The organism is Curtobacterium sp. MCSS17_008 (genome assembly GCF_003234185.1).
GTDB lineage: Bacteria > Actinomycetota > Actinomycetes > Actinomycetales > Microbacteriaceae > Curtobacterium.
Genome location: NZ_QKSM01000008.1, coordinates 44,465 through 59,691, shown reverse-complemented (window position 1 = coordinate 59,691; position 15,227 = coordinate 44,465). Strand labels below are relative to the sequence as shown.

General features: G+C 73.4%; 14 protein-coding genes. 11 read left to right on the top strand and 3 right to left on the bottom strand.

The window, feature by feature from the left end:
- Positions 1 to 85: 85 nt before the first annotated feature.
- Both DEJ23_RS09870 and DEJ23_RS09865 read left to right on the top strand, forming a co-directional pair.
- Positions 86 to 838 carry a phosphotransferase enzyme family protein gene (locus DEJ23_RS09870; protein ID WP_111240097.1) on the top strand — a complete coding sequence of 251 codons (753 nt, stop codon included), beginning with the start codon at positions 86 to 88 and terminating at the stop codon, positions 836 to 838.
- Between the two features lie 207 nt (positions 839 to 1,045).
- A complete protein-coding gene (locus DEJ23_RS09865) occupies positions 1,046 to 1,990 on the top strand; it encodes a DnaJ domain-containing protein (protein ID WP_111240096.1) in 945 nt (314 codons plus the stop codon).
- Positions 1,991 to 2,036: 46 nt separating this feature from the next.
- On the opposite strand, the gene DEJ23_RS09860 is transcribed toward DEJ23_RS09865, so the two are convergent.
- The gene (locus DEJ23_RS09860; protein ID WP_111240095.1) at positions 2,037 to 2,399 is read right to left on the bottom strand and encodes an RNA-binding S4 domain-containing protein; all 363 of its coding nucleotides are present in this window, start codon (positions 2,397 to 2,399) and stop codon (positions 2,037 to 2,039) included.
- A gap of 61 nt (positions 2,400 to 2,460) precedes the next feature.
- Between DEJ23_RS09860 and DEJ23_RS15955 the strand changes: the two genes are divergently transcribed.
- Positions 2,461 to 2,751 (top strand): hypothetical protein, encoded by a 291-nt coding sequence (locus DEJ23_RS15955; protein ID WP_258375425.1) that lies wholly within the window; start codon positions 2,461 to 2,463, stop codon positions 2,749 to 2,751.
- A gap of 70 nt (positions 2,752 to 2,821) precedes the next feature.
- Complete coding sequence (locus tag DEJ23_RS09850) at positions 2,822 to 3,979, top strand: hypothetical protein (protein WP_111240094.1); 1,158 nt, start codon at positions 2,822 to 2,824, stop codon at positions 3,977 to 3,979.
- Between the two features lie 28 nt (positions 3,980 to 4,007).
- On the opposite strand, the gene DEJ23_RS09845 is transcribed toward DEJ23_RS09850, so the two are convergent.
- Positions 4,008 to 5,498 carry a S1C family serine protease gene (locus tag DEJ23_RS09845; protein WP_111240093.1) on the bottom strand — a complete coding sequence of 497 codons (1,491 nt, stop codon included), beginning with the start codon at positions 5,496 to 5,498 and terminating at the stop codon, positions 4,008 to 4,010.
- A 191-nt stretch (positions 5,499 to 5,689) separates the two neighbouring features.
- On the opposite strand from DEJ23_RS09845, the gene DEJ23_RS09840 reads away from it, so the two are divergent.
- The 5 genes from DEJ23_RS09840 (at position 5,690) to DEJ23_RS09820 (ending at position 9,971) form a co-directional block, all read left to right on the top strand.
- Positions 5,690 to 6,742, top strand: a complete 1,053-nt coding sequence (locus tag DEJ23_RS09840; RefSeq protein WP_111240092.1) for an iron ABC transporter permease — start codon at positions 5,690 to 5,692, stop codon at positions 6,740 to 6,742.
- Positions 6,739 to 7,719 (top strand): iron chelate uptake ABC transporter family permease subunit, encoded by a 981-nt coding sequence (locus tag DEJ23_RS09835; protein ID WP_111240091.1) that lies wholly within the window; start codon positions 6,739 to 6,741, stop codon positions 7,717 to 7,719. Before DEJ23_RS09840 ends, DEJ23_RS09835 begins: the two co-directional genes overlap by 4 nt.
- A 308-nt stretch (positions 7,720 to 8,027) precedes the next feature.
- Positions 8,028 to 8,507: an FHA domain-containing protein gene (locus DEJ23_RS09830; RefSeq protein ID WP_111240090.1), complete on the top strand. Its 480-nt coding sequence runs from the start codon at positions 8,028 to 8,030 to the stop codon at positions 8,505 to 8,507.
- The gene (locus tag DEJ23_RS09825; RefSeq protein WP_111240089.1) at positions 8,507 to 9,211 is read left to right on the top strand and encodes a MerR family transcriptional regulator; all 705 of its coding nucleotides are present in this window, start codon (positions 8,507 to 8,509) and stop codon (positions 9,209 to 9,211) included. The genes DEJ23_RS09830 and DEJ23_RS09825 overlap by 1 nt, the downstream gene beginning before the upstream one ends.
- Positions 9,212 to 9,410: 199 nt before the next feature.
- Positions 9,411 to 9,971, top strand: a complete 561-nt coding sequence (locus DEJ23_RS09820; protein WP_258375423.1) for a MerR family transcriptional regulator — start codon at positions 9,411 to 9,413, stop codon at positions 9,969 to 9,971.
- Positions 9,972 to 10,370: 399 nt separating this feature from the next.
- Here DEJ23_RS09820 and DEJ23_RS09815 read toward each other — a convergent pair whose 3' ends face one another.
- Positions 10,371 to 11,183: a ParA family protein gene (locus DEJ23_RS09815; protein ID WP_058742403.1), complete on the bottom strand. Its 813-nt coding sequence runs from the start codon at positions 11,181 to 11,183 to the stop codon at positions 10,371 to 10,373.
- Between the two features lie 60 nt (positions 11,184 to 11,243).
- Between DEJ23_RS09815 and DEJ23_RS09810 the strand changes: the two genes are divergently transcribed.
- Positions 11,244 to 14,654: a pyruvate carboxylase gene (locus DEJ23_RS09810; protein WP_111240088.1), complete on the top strand. Its 3,411-nt coding sequence runs from the start codon at positions 11,244 to 11,246 to the stop codon at positions 14,652 to 14,654.
- 1 nt (position 14,655) lies between these two features.
- Positions 14,656 to 15,162: a peptide deformylase gene (locus DEJ23_RS09805; RefSeq protein ID WP_111240087.1), complete on the top strand. Its 507-nt coding sequence runs from the start codon at positions 14,656 to 14,658 to the stop codon at positions 15,160 to 15,162.
- The last annotated feature ends 65 nt before the right edge of the window (positions 15,163 to 15,227 follow it).

Sequence of the window (15,227 nt, the reverse complement as noted above, 5' to 3'; positions counted from 1 at the left end):
TTCGTGACCAGATCGAGACATCGCCGACGCGGCGTCGCTACGCTGACCCTCACGTCGAGGGAGACGTACCGATCAGGAGGTCACGATGGAGCGTGTCACCAGAGCCGACGACCGCGTCCACCGCCCGGCAGGGCCGTGGACTCCGACGGTGCACCGGCTGCTCGCGCACCTGCACGAGCGGGGCTTCGTCGCGGCGCCCGAACCGATCGCCGTCGGGGAATCGGTCGAGACGGTCACCTTCGTGCCGGGGACCGCCGGCAACTACCCGTTGAGCGCCGAGACCGGGAGCGAGGCGGCACTCGTCACCTCCGCCCGTCTGCTGCGGCACTACCACGACGCCGCGGCCTCCTACCCCCGGGACGCCGCGGTCGACGTGTGGTCGCAGGCGGAGCGCCTGCCGGTCGAGACGATCGTGCACGGCGACTTCGCGCCGTACAACTGCGTGTACGACGGCATCGCCGCCGTCGGTCTCATCGACTTCGACACCGCCCACCCCGGGCCGCGGGTGTGGGACGTCGCGAGTGCCGTCTACCGCTTCGCGCCCTTCACCACCGGGCTCGTCGAGGGCGGCACCGCCCCGGACCTCGACGAGCGACTCGACCGAGCGGCGGAGTTCTGCCGCGCCTACGGCCTCGACGAGCGGTCCCGCGCGGTGCTCGTCGAGACGATGACCGCCTCGCTCGTCGCGCTCGTGACGACGATGGAGACCGAGGCGGCGGCGGGCAACCCGAAGTTCGTCAGCGACCTCGAGCACGGGCACGCCGACCTGTACCGGGCGGACGTCAGCTGGATCGAGGCGCACGCGGCGGCGATCCACGAGGCGGTCACCGGCCGCTGAGCCGCGCGTCCCGGCGCCGGTCCCGACCCGGGCGGGACGCCGGCGTCCGCGCGTGACACCTCCGGGTCGTCGAGACGCCGCCGGATCCGGCGGCGTCTCGTCGACGGGACGGCGTCTCGACGACGGAACGGCGTCTCGGTGGGGCCCGGCAGCTCCCAGCCCGCGCGCGGCGGACTCCGATCCTGCAGCGGGTAGTGTCGCAGGGCCATGACCGACAGCCCGGCCGACGCCACCCCGTACGAGGTCCTCGGCGTCCCCGCGACCGCCGACGACGACGAACTCCGACGCGCGTACCGGCGGGCCGCCCGCGAGACGCACCCCGACCTCGGCGGCGACGCCCGACGCTTCCGCCAGGTGCAGATCGCGTGGGAGCGTGTCGGCACCCCCGCTGCCCGACGGGCGTACGACGCGGGATCACGGACGTCCGCACCCCAGGGGGCATCGGGCCCGTCCGGCTCCTCGGCCTGGGGACGCGACGGCCGCGACGCCTACGCACCCCCGGCAGCGCGTCGGGACTCCCGCCCCCGCGCCCGGTCGCACGGCCACCCGGGCGGTCGGTCGCGCGAGGTCTTCCTGCAGGCCGAGCGCGAGTGGGTCGGTCTCGGCGACCCCGTCGAGGACCCCTACGACCCCGCGCTCGTCCGGTCGGCGCCCCGGCACGTCCGACGGCTGCTCGGTGAGGCGCTCGCCGAGGAGGCCACGGCCGCGGTCGTGTCCGACATGGGCATCGGTGTGACGGTGTGGCACGACCTCGACGCGGGAGCCGAGGGCAAGCTCGACCACGCCGTCCTCACGCCGAGCGGTCTGTGGGCGGTCGAGTCGATCGACTGGGGTGCGCCGGTCCGGATCGAGCACGGCGAGGTCGTCGGGGAGACCCTCGCTCCGGGGGAGCGGCCGGTGAAGGAGCTCGTCCGTGCCGCCCGGGCCGTGCAGAAGCAGACCCGCGTGAAGTTCACCGGGCGGCTCATGGTCGTGCCGGACTCCGCGGTGGACGAGGACGTGCAGCTCGTCGGCTCCGCCCGCAAGCCCACCGCGCTCGTCGTCCGGCGGAGCGCACTCGCCCAGGTGCTGAACGGCACGTGGTCGCCCGAGGGGTCCGTCGACGTGTTCGACATCCGCGACCGGCTGCAGCAGACCGTCCGGTACGTCTGACGCGCGACGAGGTCGTCGTCGACCCGGACGACCGACCCCGGACGCGCTAGTACCCGCGGAGCTTCTCGAGGTCCCGCCGTTCCCGCTTGCTGGGACGCCCGGCGCCGCGGTCACGTGTCGGGACGAAGCCGGCCTCCTCACGGGGGAGCCGCGGCGGGGTCCGGTCCTCGAGGTGCTTCGCCGCCTCGGTCGCGCTCGTGCGCTTGAGGATGATGCCGCGGACCACGACGACGCGGTCGAAGCCGTGCTGCCGGACGCGGACCTCGTCGCCGACGGCGATCGGCTGCGCCGGCTTCGCCCGTTCCCCGTTCACCCGGACGTGCCCGGCCTTGCACGCGCTGGTCGCGGCCGACCGGGTCTTCGTGATCCGCACCGCCCAGATCCAGCTGTCGACGCGTGCCTTCTCCATCCCTCCACCCTAGGCGCGACGGCAGCGATCGAGCAGCCGGCGCAGCCCCTACGCTCGACGCGTGCAGGAACCGCGCCAGCAGGACCCCGACGGTCTGCCCCCCGGCGGCCAGGACGCGCTCGCCCGGGCACTGGCGCTCGGCGTGCTGCACGAGGCGACCCTCGGTGACCGGATCGTGGTGCGGGCGCGACGGGGATCGGGCGCGCAGGACGCACTCGGCGTCCTGACCGCCCGGACCGACGACTCGGTGACGATCGAGACCCGGCGAGGGGCGGTCGAGGTCCTGCTCGCCGACGTCGTCGCGGCGAAGCACGTGCCCCCGCCGCCGGCACCCCGGCCGCGTGGACGCTGACGGGGACGCCCCTGCGGGTCACCGGCGAGCCGTCCCCGTCCCCGTCACAGCCGCCACGTAGCCTCGACCCATGGCCGTCCCCGTCCCGCTCGGCACCGAGGACCGAACCCCCCGTCTGACCCTGCGTCGCCCGGACCGCTGGCGGCGCCAGGAGGGCACGCAGTCCGACCTCCGCCTGATCGGCGACGACGTCGTGCTGACCGTCCGCTCCCGCCCCTCCGAGCGCACGATCGCCGAGGAGCACACCAGCCTGCTCGAACGCCTGCCCGGCTCGGTCGACGGACTCCGGCTCATCGGCTGCGACCCGTGGACGACCGTCGATGCCCCGGCACGCCTGGTCGAGTACGTCCGCCCCGACGAGGGCGGCGACGTCACCGGTGCCCACCTGCTCTTCGTCACCGGACGGCACCGCGTCGACGTGACGGTCGAACGGCCGCTCGCCCGGATGCTCGCCACCGACGACCTGGTGTCGGCTGTGCTCGAGTCCGTCCGCGCGACCGAGCCGGCCCCGGCCCGCCCGCAGCGCGAGCTCGAGCCCCTCCCGGTCGCAGCGCCCGTGCCCGACCTCGACGGCACGCGGCTCGGCGCCGAGGCGATCGCGACCCTGCGCAGCCTGGCCGGACGGCGGTGGAGCCCGACGCTCCTCCGCACCCCTGCCGGCCGCGAACTCGTGCAGTCCGGCCTGGTCGGCCGGCTCGGGACGCTCCCCGAGTCCACGCAGGAGCTCCTCGCGCCGTGGGCCGAGGACACCCCGCCGGTCACCCTGGAGCAGCGGCTGCCGGACGGGCGGACCACGCGCCTCCAGGCCTGGTCGGAGACCGTCGTGGACGCACCGGACGAGACGGGCGGCACCGTCGCCCGGCTGCCGGTCGAACGCGTCGTCGCGCTGGCGGCCGGGAGGCTCGGCATCCGTCCGTCGTGGACCTTCCCCTTCCGCACGGCATCGGTCGGCGCCGGCCTGCTCGCCCGCAGGACGGGTGCGCCGGACACCGCGTCGGAGCTGCCGGCGGCGGTCGCCGAGGCCGACCCGCGGCTCGCGGCCTTCTGGGCGGCGCCGTGGACCGTCTCGTCGATCCGACATCCGGGACGACCGACGCCGGTCGTCGTCGTGCACGCCGAGGGGATCGGCTTCGCGCGGGTCGGACGCACGGCGGCCGGGGAGACGGCCTTCCGGACCGACTCCCCGGCGAACGTCTACCGGTCGGTGGTGCGGGCACTGCTGGGCTGAGCCCGCCGCCGCCCGTGGGCGTCGCGCGCTAGGCGGCGGGACCCGCGGTCAGGGTCACGGTCACGGTGTGCGCCGCGCCCGACGCATCGGTGTAGCCGACCTCCACACGGTCGCCGACGGCGTGCGAGCGGATCGCGGACGTCAGCGCGTCGTTGCTGGTGACCGCCGTGCCGTCGATGCTCGTGATGGTGTCGCCCGTGACCAGGCCCGCCGCTGCCGCGCCGGAGCCGTCGACCGTCCCGGCGACGGGCACCCCGGCGGTGGTCTGCGTCGTGGCGGTCGATCCGACCTCGACGCCGAGGAACGCCGGCAGGCCGATCGTGATGGTGTCCGAGGACTCGCCGGCGAGGATCCTGTCGGCGATGGCCTTCGCGGTCGTGATCGGGATGGCGTACCCGGTGACCTCCGCGGAACCGGAGGACGCCGCGGTGGCCATGCCGACGACCTCGCCCTCGCTGTCGAGCACCGGCCCGCCGGAGTCGCCGGAGACGATGTCGGCCGCCACCTGGATGAGGCCGTGCAGCGACTCCGTGCCCGTGCCCGACTCGCTCTGCACCTGGATGTCCTGGTCGAGGGCGGTCACCGTCCCCTCGGCGGCGACGAGGTTCCCGGTGCCCTCGGCGTTGCCGACGTCCGTGACGGCGTCCCCGGTGGCGGGTTCCCCGTCGTCGTCGAGCGTGACGGTGGAGAGCCCGGACGCGTCCCGCAGCTTCAGGACGGCGACGTCGTTCGTGGCGTCCGACCCGACGACGTCGGCGGTGTACTCCTTGCCCGTGGTCTCGTCGGTGACGGTGATGCTCGTGGCGCCCTGGATCACGTGGTTGTTGGTCAGGACCGTGCCGTCGGAGGTCAGGACCATCCCGGTGCCGGCGGCCTGCGAGGACGTGTCGTAGTTCAACACCGTGTTGATGGTCACCACACCCTGCTCCTGCGCGGCGGTCGCCGCCGTGGGCTCGGCCTGCGTGCCGGTGCCGGTGCCGCCGCCGTTGCTCTGGCCGGAGCCGGAGCCGTACCCCGGGACCGTGAAGCCGTTCGTGCCGCCGTCCGTGCCCGTCCCGTCCGTGCCCGATCCGCTGCCGGGCAGCGTGGTGGTGCCCTGCGACTGGCTCGAGGTCGTCGTCGTGCCCTGCGAGGAGAGGCCGAACGCTGTCCCGCCGGCAGCGCCGACGATGGCGAGCGCCGCGATGCCCGAGCCGATGGCGAGACCGAGGCGTCGCGGGCGCGTCGTCCCGGGGCCGACCCCGGGGCCGACACCGGGGCCGACCCCGGTGGCCGTGCCGTGGGTCCAGGCGTGCTGCGTGCTGCCGAGCGCGGTCCCGCAGAGCGCGGCGCTGCCGAGCAGGTACGGGCCGCGGCCGTCCGGGGCGTACGCGTAGGGCCCGGAGCCGTCCGGCCCGTACAGGTACGGACCGCTGCCGTCGAAGGCGTAGGCGGCGCGCAGGGTCGTCGGGTCGGCGTGCGGCGCCTCCCAAGCGGGGCGGTCGGTGGCGCGCTGGTCGTCGGCGGGGTTCTCGTGCATGGGTGTTCTCCGGTCGTCCCTCGGCCACCACTCGGAGGTGGTGGCCCGTTCCTCGACGACCCGGTCGGGCGTCGACGGAGACCAGTACAGGAGCCGGACCCATGACGATCCTATGAGCGCGCTCGGTGCCCGCTCCCGGCTTCCTCGGGGGCTGCCGAACGGGGTGCGCGGCTAGGCTTGCCGCACTCCCCATGCCTGCGTCCTCATCCGTCACCCCTGCACGCCGACCCCGGTCGGCCCCGGCCTCGCGGTCGCGTCTGATCGGGGCCGCGCTCCTCGCCGTCGCCGTGCTCGCCGTCGCGGTGGCGCTGTCGGTCGCCTTCGGATCCCGCCCGATCCCGCTCGGGACCGTCCTCGACGTGGTGCTGCACCCGGACCGGGACGACGACGTCAGGCTCATCGTCCTCGGCAACCGCGTGCCCCGGACGGTCGTCGGGCTCCTCGCCGGTGCCGCCCTCGGGGTGGCCGGCGCGGTGATGCAGGGCGTGACGCGCAACCCGCTGGCCGATCCCAGCATCCTCGGCATCAACGCCGGTGCCGCCCTCACCGTGGTCGTCGGGATCGCGGTCTTCGGCATCAGCGGAACCGCCGCGTACCTGCCCTTCGCCTTCGTCGGTGCCGGGCTCGCCGCGCTGCTCGTCTACGGGGTGGCGGCGGTCGCGCGCCGGGGGCTGTCCCCGGTCGGCCTCGCCCTCGCCGGTGCGGTGGTGGCCGCGGCGCTGTCCTCGATCACGACCGCGGTCCTCGTGTCGAGCCAGAGCCTGCTCGACCAGCTGCGCTTCTGGCAGGTCGGGGCGCTCGCCGGGAAGGACCTCGCCACCGCCGGCGTCATCGCGGTCCCCGTGCTCGTCGGGCTCGTCGTCGCGGCCGGACTCGGCCGCTCGCTCAACACCCTCGCGCTCGGCGACGAGCTCGCGGCGTCGCTCGGGCAGCGCGTCGTGCTCGTGCGGATCGTCGGCGGCGTCGTGACGGTCCTGCTGGCGGGCTCCGCCGTCGCCGCCGCCGGACCGATCGCCTTCGTCGGTCTCGCCGTCCCGCACGCGGTCCGTCGACTGAGCGGACCCGACCAGCGGTGGACGATCCTCCTGTCCGCCCTGGTCGCACCGGCGCTCCTGCTCGTCGCCGACGTCGTGGGCCGGGTCGTCGCGTACCCGGGGGAGCTGCAGGTCGGCATCGTGACCGCGCTCATCGGCGCGCCGGTGTTCATCTGGCTGGTGCGCTCGCGGGTGGTGACCGGCCTGTGAGCGCGCTCCGACGCGAGGTCACCGTCCTGGGTACGGTCCTGGCGCTCCTCGTCGCCCTCGTGCTCGTCGGGCTCGGCGTGGGGGAGATCCCCCTCTCGCCGTTGCGGGTCGCCGGCGCGCTCGTCGGGCACGGTGACACCGTGTCGGACTTCGTCATCGGGCAGCTCCGCGGACCACGGGTGGCGGGCGCGGTGCTCGTCGGTGCCGCCCTCGGAGCCGCGGGCGGGATCGTGCAGAGCGTCGTCCGCAACCCCATCGCCAGCCCGGACGTCATCGGCATCACGTCGGGCGCGAGTGCGTCCGGTCTGACCGCGATCGTGCTCCTCGGGGCGAGCGGCGGCCTGTTGTTCGGATCGGTGCTGGTCGGCACCCTGCTCGTGTCGGTCGTGATCGCGGGGCTCTCGTGGCGTCGGGGGATCACCGGCAACCGGGTCGTGCTCGTGGGCATCGGCGTCGCGGCGATCTGCCTGAGCATCACCGGGTGGATGCTCACCGCGGGCACCGTGCAGCAGGCGGGCACCGCGCTCCTCTGGCTCTCCGGGAGTCTCAACGCCGTCGACCGCACGCTCGTCGGCGTCCTCGGGGTCGCCGTCGTCGTCCTGCTCGCCGCCGCGCTCCTGCAGTCGCGGCGGCTCACCGTCCTCGCGCTGGGTGACGAGGTCGCCGCCGCCCTCGGGCTGCGGCCGGACCGGGCGAAGGTCCTCCTGCTCCTCACCGCCGTCTGCCTGACCGCGAGCGCGGTGGCGACGGCGGGGCCGGTGGCGTTCGTGGCGCTCATGGCGGCGCCGATCGCCCGGCGGCTCGTCGGGAACGGTCGCGTCGCACTCGGGGTGGTCGCGGCGGTCGGGGCGGTCGTGACCCTCGCCGGTGACCTCGTCGCGCAGTTCGCGATCCCGGGCAACGCGCTGCCGGTCGGCGTGGTCACCGGGGTCGTCGGCGCCCCGTACCTGCTCTGGCTGCTCGCGCGCGGGCGCTGAGTCCGACGGCGCGGTGCTGGGCCGCGCGGTTGCCTCCGCCAGGTCGGTACGGCTGCGTCGGGGCGGCGCGCACGGCTGCTGCCGCCGCACCGACACGGCAACGTCGGTGGCGCACGCACGGCTGCTGCCGCCGCGTCCTCCGGCCTGGAGGCGCGGTGGGCGCCCGCCGCGTCCGTCCTGCTGGTCGGCCGGGTCCAGCCGGTGCGTTCGCTGTGCGCGTGCTCCTGACTTCTCCCCAGCCCCGTTCGGGGCTCCCGCACGGTCACCCGTTTCCGATACGCTGGTGCGCCAAGAGGAGGAGGTCCACGATGCCAGAGCCAGTGGTCCCGCAGTCGGGCGGTCAGAAGACCCCGGAACAGCGGCTGGTCGACACCACCCTGACCTTCAGCATGGACATGGGAGCGGCCCTCACGGCCGAGTCCGGTGTCTCGACCGAGGAGCGCGAGGCGATCAACGCCCTGCCCTCAGGGTCGGCGTTGCTCGTGGTCCGGCGTGGCCCCAACGTCGGTGCGCGGTTCCTCCTGGACTCCGACGTCACGACGGCCGGTCGGCACCCTGACGCGGAGATCTTCCTCGATGACGTGACGGTCTCGCGGAAGCACGCCGAGTTCCTCCGGCACGGCACGGCCTTCAGCGTGAAGGACAACGGGTCGCTGAACGGCACGTACTTCGACGGTGTCCGCATCGACGAAGCGTTGCTCACCGACGGAGCCGAGGTCCAGGTCGGCAAGTTCCGGCTCACCTTCTACGCCTCCCGGGTCGACCTGGCGCGCCTGGCGAACGCGTAGTGGGCGCACGGTCCGCCGCGGCCCGCTCAGGGTCCGCGGTCCCGGACCTGCTCACCATCGGGCAGGTCCTCGCCCGGTTGAAGCCTGAGTTCCCGGACCTGTCCAGCTCGAAGTTGCGGTTCCTCGAGGAGCGTGAACTCGTCACGCCGATCCGCACCGCCAGTGGCTACCGGAAGTTCTCGGCGGCAGACGTCGAGCGCCTCCGGATCGTCCTCGGGCTGCAGCGAGACCACTACCTGCCACTGAAGGTCATCAAGGACTACCTGGCCGACCTCGACGCCGGTCGCGAGCCCGTCCTGCCCGGCGGCGGCGACGCGCCCAGGCCGTCGATCCTCGGACGCGAGCGCCGGTACACCCGCGACGAGACGATCCGTGCCGCCGGCGCGAGCCCGATGCTGCTCTCCGACGCCGTCTCCGCATCACTGCTGCCCGCTACCGACACCTACGGCGACGACGCGGTGGCCGTGCTGAAGGCGCTCGTCGAACTGCAGCGGACCGGGATCGAGCCGCGCCACCTGCGCACGATGCGTGGCGTGGTCGAGCGCGAGGTCGGGCTCATCGAGTCGGCCCTGATGCCGGTGTCGCGCCGTGGGGACGCCACGTCGCGTGCCAAGGCGACGGAACTTGCGCGGGAGATCGCCGGCCACCTCGAGGTCGTGCGCACCAACCTGGTCCGCGCCGCCATCGGTCGCCTCGACGCATGACCGGTGTCCTGCGGCCGTCCACAGTGCAGCACTGCCCTGTCGATCGTCGGCGGTCGGGGCGTATCCTCGACACGCCGGACGCGCCGGGACGGATGTGCCGCGTACGGAGCGCCCGAGTCGCTACCGTGGACCTCGGAACAACTCTCAACCCGTCGTTGAACCTTCGGGTGGGAGCTCGAACGTCGTGGAAGGCATGCACATGAGTGGGACTGACACCCCCGGTACCGAGTCCGAGATGACCCGGTACGACCTCGGTCTGCTCTTCACCGACGGCCTCCCGGAGCACGACGAGCAGAACGGGTACCGCGGCACCGTCGCCGCACGGGCCGCCGGGATCTCTTACCGCCAGCTCGACTACTGGGCCCGCACCGAGCTCGTGCAGCCGACGATCCGCGGTGCCGCCGGCTCTGGGTCGCAGCGCCTGTACGGGTTCCGAGACATCCTCGTCCTCAAGCTCGTCAAGCGACTCCTCGACACCGGCATCTCGCTGCAGCAGATCCGCACCGCCGTGAACCAGCTCCGCGAGTCCGGGGTGTCCGACCTCGCCCAGACGACCCTCATGTCCGATGGTGCTTCGGTCTACCTCTGCACCTCCGACGACGAGGTCATCGACCTGGTGTCGCGCGGCCAGGGCGTCTTCGGCATCGCCGTGGGCAAGGTCCTGCGCGAGGTCGAGAGCTCCCTCGTCGAGCTCGACGCCACTCCCGCGGCCGACCCGGCCGACGAGCTCGCAGCCCGCCGGGCCACCCGCGCTTCCTGACGCTGCTGCTGCTGCCGCTGGAGGTGCTGCGCGCGGTGCGGTGACGTGCAGTCCGGCTGGTCGTGCCCGCCCGTGGTGGGGGAGCCGTTCTGCTCGTGGCCTGCGCTGTCGCGCTGCTCGTGGCCTGTGCTGGCGCGCTGCTCGGGGCCTGCGATGTGGCGCTGCTCGCGGTCGTCGGTGCCGTGGTCGGGTCCACCGGCTGTGACGGCCAGGTCGCACGACGCGCCGCCCGCGTGCCGTTCAGGTCGCACGAAGTGCCGCCATCGGGACGTCCCGACGGCGAGTCGTGCGACCGCAGCGGATGTGAGCGGCGAGTCGTGCGACCGCAACGCGACCGCAGCGCGACCGACCGACCGACCGCGCTTCGCGCCCCGCGAGCCGCGGACCTCGGCGGTCGCCCTACGCGGCCCCGCCCTCGGCGTACGGACCGATCTTGCCCGTCCGCATGATGCGCTCGAGCAACTGGTCGAAGTTCCGCGCCATCTCCTGCGCCGACTCACCCGGCCAGACGTGCAGCGGCTTCGCGGCACCCTGCGCCTGCTGCAGCGAGGTGCGCTCCGGCAGCTGCGGCGACAGCACGAGCGGCCCGAACATGTCGCGGAGCTCCTTGATGCGGAACTGGTGCTCGAGCGACTGCACGCGGGCGCGGTTCACGATGATGCCGAGCGGCTGCAGGCGGGGCGAGAGCCCTCGGCGGATCTCCTCGATCGCGCGGAGGGCGCGGTCGGCGGCGGCCACGGAGAACAGTCCCGGCTCGGTGACGACCGTCACGCGGTCCGAGGCCGCCCAGGCGGTGCGGGTGAGGGCGTTGAGCGAGGGAGCGCAGTCGATGAGGACCAGCTCGTAGTCCTGCTCGACGTTCGCCAGCGCCTCCTCCAGCTTCCAGATGTCGCGGATGGAGGGGTGCGGCCCGTCGAAGTTGATGGCCGAGGGGGAGCCGACGAGCACGTCGACCTTGCCCTGGGAGCCCTTCGTCCACCCGGACGGGGCGATCGCCTGTCGGACGATCTTCTCCTTGGGGTTCTCGAGGACGTCGGCGACGTTGAGGTGGCCGGAGATGTCGATGTCGAGGCCCGTGGAGACGTCGGACTGCGGGTCGAGGTCCACCACCAGCGTGCGCAGTCCCTTGGCGAACGCAGCCGAAGTCAGGCCGAGCGTCACCGTCGTCTTGCCGACACCACCCTTGAGGGAGCTCACGCTGAGTACATGCACGGTGAGCCACGTTACCGCCAGTAGGGTTGTGACACCTCAACCCGGGCTGAAAGGGACGTCGTGTTCAGCAAGATCCTCGTGGCGAACCGTGGCGAGATCGCCATCCGCGCGTTCCGTGCCGCCTACGAGCTGGGGGCACGCACGGTCGCCGTGTACCCGTACGAGGACCGCGGGTCACTGCACCGTCTCAAGGCCGACGAGGCCTACGTGATCGGCGAGCGCGGTCACCCGGTCCGGGCGTACCTGGACGTCTCCGAGATCATCCGCGTCGCCCGCGAGTCGGGGGCCGACGCAATCTACCCGGGATACGGCTTCCTGTCCGAGAACCCGGAGCTCGCGGCAGCGGCCGCTGCGGCGGGCATCACCTTCATCGGCCCCGGCGAGCACGTGCTCGAGATGGCGGGGAACAAGGTCACGGCGAAGGAGCACGCGATCGCCGCCGGCGTGCCGGTGCTGGCCAGCACCCCGGCGAGCCGCGACGTCGACGAGCTCCTGGCGGGCGCGGACGCGATCGGCTTCCCGGTCTTCGCGAAGGCCGTCGCCGGCGGTGGCGGCCGTGGCATGCGCCGGGTCGAGACGAAGGACGAGCTCCGCCCCGCGCTCGAGGCCGCCATGCGCGAGGCCGACAGCGCCTTCGGCGACCCGACGATATTCCTCGAGCAGGCCGTCATCCGTCCGCGCCACATCGAGGTGCAGGTCCTCGCGGACGCCACGGGCGGCGAGGACGGCACGATCCACCTGTTCGAGCGTGACTGCTCCGTCCAGCGCCGCAACCAGAAGGTCGTCGAGATCGCGCCCGCGCCGGACCTCGACCCGTCGATCGCCGCGGCGCTGCACCGCGACGCCGTCGCCTTCGCCCGGTCGATCGGCTACGTCAACGCCGGTACCGTCGAGTTCCTGCTCGACACCGAGGGCGAGCGCGCCGGTCAGCACGTGTTCATCGAGATGAACCCGCGCATCCAGGTCGAGCACACCGTGACGGAAGAGGTCACGGACGTCGACCTCGTGCAGTCCCAGATGCGCATCGCGGCGGGGGAGACCCTCGCCGACCTCGGTCTGTCGCAGGACACCGTCCGCGTGCACGGCGCCGCCCTGCAGACCCGCATCACGACCGAGGACCCGTCCCAGGGGTTCCGCCCGGACACCGGTCGCATCACGACCTACCGCAGCCCCGGCGGCGCGGGCGTGCGCCTCGACGGCGGGACGGTCGCGACCGGTGCGCAGATCAGCCCGCACTTCGACTCGATGCTCGCGAAGATGACGTGCCGCGGTCGCGACTTCCCGGCCGCGGTGGCCCGGGCGAAGCGCGCCCTCGCCGAGTTCCGCATCCGCGGCGTGAGCACGAACATCCCGTTCCTGCAGGCCGTGCTCGACGACCCGGACTTCGCGCGGGGCGACGTCTCGACGAAGTTCATCGAGGAGCGCCCACAGCTGTTCGATGGACACGTGTCGAAGGACCGCGGCACGAAGGTGCTCGGCTGGCTCGCCGACGTCACGGTGAACAAGCCGAACGGCGAGCGTCGCCCCCAGACCGTCGAGCCGAGCGAGAAGCTGCCGGACGTCGACCTGTCCACGCCGCCGCCGACCGGCCAGCGCGACCTGCTGCGCCGGGTCGGTCCGGCCGAGTGGGCACGGGCACTCCGCGCGCAGACCGCACTCGCCGTGACCGAGACGACGATGCGCGACGCCCACCAGTCGCTCCTGGCCACCCGCGTCCGGACGAAGGACCTGGTCGCGGTCGCCCCGCACGTCGCCCGGTTGACCCCACAGCTGCTCAGCGTCGAGGCCTGGGGCGGCGCCACCTACGACGTCGCGCTCCGCTTCCTCGGTGAGGACCCCTGGGAGCGCCTGGCCGCCCTGCGCGAGGCGATCCCGAACATCCCGGTCCAGATGCTCCTGCGCGGCCGCAACACGGTCGGGTACACCCCGTACCCGACCGAGGTCACCGACGCCTTCGTCGCGGAGGCCGCCGCCAGCGGCGTCGACGTCTTCCGCGTGTTCGACGCGCTGAACGACGTCCGGGCGTTGCGACCAGCCCTGGAGGCCGTGCTCGCCACCGACACGGCGGTCGCCGAAGCGGCGCTCTGCTACTCCGGCGACCTCCTCGACCCCGCCGAGGACCTCTACACGCTCGACTACTACCTGCGCCTCGCCGAGCAGATGGTCGAGGCCGGCGCGCACGTCATCGGCATCAAGGACATGGCCGGGCTCCTCCGGGCGGGTGCGGCGGAGAAGCTGGTCGGCGCGCTGCGCGATCGCTTCGACCAGCCCGTGCACGTCCACACCCACGACACCGCCGGCGGGCAGCTCGCGACCCTCCTGGCGGCGGCGCGGGCCGGCGCCGACGCCGTGGACGTCGCCGCGGCGCCGATGGCGGGGACGACGAGCCAGCCGAGCATGTCCGCCCTGGTCGCCGCCCTCGCGCACACCGAGCGGGACACCGGGCTCGACCTCGCCGCGGTCGGCGCCCTCGAGCCCTACTGGGAGGCGGTCCGACGCGCGTACGCCCCGTTCGAGTCCGGCCTGCCCGGTCCGACCGGCCGTGTGTACCAGCACGAGATCCCCGGCGGCCAGCTGTCCAACCTCCGTCAGCAGGCGATCGCCCTCGGCCTCGGCGACCGGTTCGAGCAGGTGGAGGACTGGTACGCCGCCGCGAACCGGATCCTCGGCCGACCGACCAAGGTCACGCCGTCCTCGAAGGTCGTCGGCGACCTCGCGCTCCAGCTCGCCGCGGTCGGCGCCGACCCGGAGGACTTCGAGCAGAACCCGCAGCGGTACGACATCCCTGACTCGGTCGTCGGCTTCATGGCGGGCGAGCTCGGCGACCTGCCGGGCGGGTGGCCGGAGCCGTTCCGCTCCAAGGTCCTCGAGGGTCGCGAGGTGCACCTCGCCCTCACCCCGGTGCCCGAGGCCGAGCGGAGTGCGCTGGCGACCGCCGGTCGCGAGCGGCAGCGGGCGCTCAACCGCCTGCTCTTCCCCCAGCCGACCCGACGGTTCGAGCAGGTCCGTGAACAGTACGGGGACCTGTCGGTCGTGCCGACGGTCGACTACCTCTACGGTCTCCTCCCGGGCCAGGAGCACGTGGTGCCCCTCGGCAGGGGAGTGAACCTGCTCGTCGGACTCGAAGCGATCGGCGAGGTCGACGAGCGGGGCATGCGGACGGTCATGACGACGCTGAACGGGCAGCTCCGCCCGGTCACCGTGCGCGACCGTTCGGTCGAGGTCGAGACGAAGGCCGCCGAGCAGGCGGACCCGTCCGACCCGAGACACGTCGCGGCACCGTTCTCCGGTGTCGTGACGCTCAAGGTCGCCGTCGGTGACGTCGTCGAGGCCGGTCAGGCCGTGGCGAGCATCGAGGCGATGAAGATGGAAGCGGCCATCACGGCGCCCGTGGCGGGCACCGTCGGCCGTCTCGCGATCCCGGCGACCCAGCAGGTGGACGCCGGCGACCTCCTGGTGGTGCTGCAGTAACGTGACCGTCCGTCCCATCCGCCTGTTCGGCGACCCCGTCCTCCGTTCCCCCTCCGACCCCATCGCGCCCGGAGCGCTCGGGTCGCAGGGGATCCGCGACCTCGTGCAGGACCTCATCGACACCGTCGAGGAGCCCGGTCGCGCCGGTGTCGCCGCGCCGCAGATCGGCGTCGGTCTCCGTGCGTTCTCCTACAACGTGGACGGCTCGGTCGGCTACGTGCTCAACCCCGAGGTCGTCGAGGTCTCCGGCGAGCCCGAGCTCATGGACGAGGGCTGCTTGTCAGTACCGGGTCTCGCCTACCCGACGCGCCGCTACCCGTACGCGAAGGTCCGGGGTGTCGACGTCGACGGAGCAGAGGTCGTCCTCGAGGGCACCGGACTCATGGCCGAGGCGCTCCAGCACGAGTGCGACCACCTCGACGGCACCGTGTACGTCATGACACTCGACCCCGACACCCGCCGTGGTGCACTGCGCGACATCCGGGCGCAGGACTGGTTCCGCGCCTGAGGTCCGCCCCTGCTCGCCGATGTCGTCGGTCGCGGGTACCGTACTGCTGACCGGCGAGGGGCCGG

What these genes read in the sequence shown, in the direction of transcription:
- DEJ23_RS09840 (WP_111240092.1), top strand. Translation starts at nt 5,690, where the DNA reads ATGCCTGCGTCCTCATCCGTCACCCCTGCACGCCGACCCCGGTCGGCC.
- DEJ23_RS09870 (WP_111240097.1), top strand. Translation starts at nt 86, where the DNA reads ATGGAGCGTGTCACCAGAGCCGACGACCGCGTCCACCGCCCGGCAGGG.
- DEJ23_RS09865 (WP_111240096.1), top strand. Translation starts at nt 1,046, where the DNA reads ATGACCGACAGCCCGGCCGACGCCACCCCGTACGAGGTCCTCGGCGTC.
- DEJ23_RS09850 (WP_111240094.1), top strand. Translation starts at nt 2,822, where the DNA reads ATGGCCGTCCCCGTCCCGCTCGGCACCGAGGACCGAACCCCCCGTCTG.
- DEJ23_RS09830 (WP_111240090.1), top strand. Translation starts at nt 8,028, where the DNA reads ATGCCAGAGCCAGTGGTCCCGCAGTCGGGCGGTCAGAAGACCCCGGAA.
- DEJ23_RS09820 (WP_258375423.1), top strand. Translation starts at nt 9,411, where the DNA reads ATGAGTGGGACTGACACCCCCGGTACCGAGTCCGAGATGACCCGGTAC.
- DEJ23_RS09845 (WP_111240093.1), bottom strand. Translation starts at nt 5,498, where the DNA reads ATGCACGAGAACCCCGCCGACGACCAGCGCGCCACCGACCGCCCCGCT.
- DEJ23_RS09860 (WP_111240095.1), bottom strand. Translation starts at nt 2,399, where the DNA reads ATGGAGAAGGCACGCGTCGACAGCTGGATCTGGGCGGTGCGGATCACG.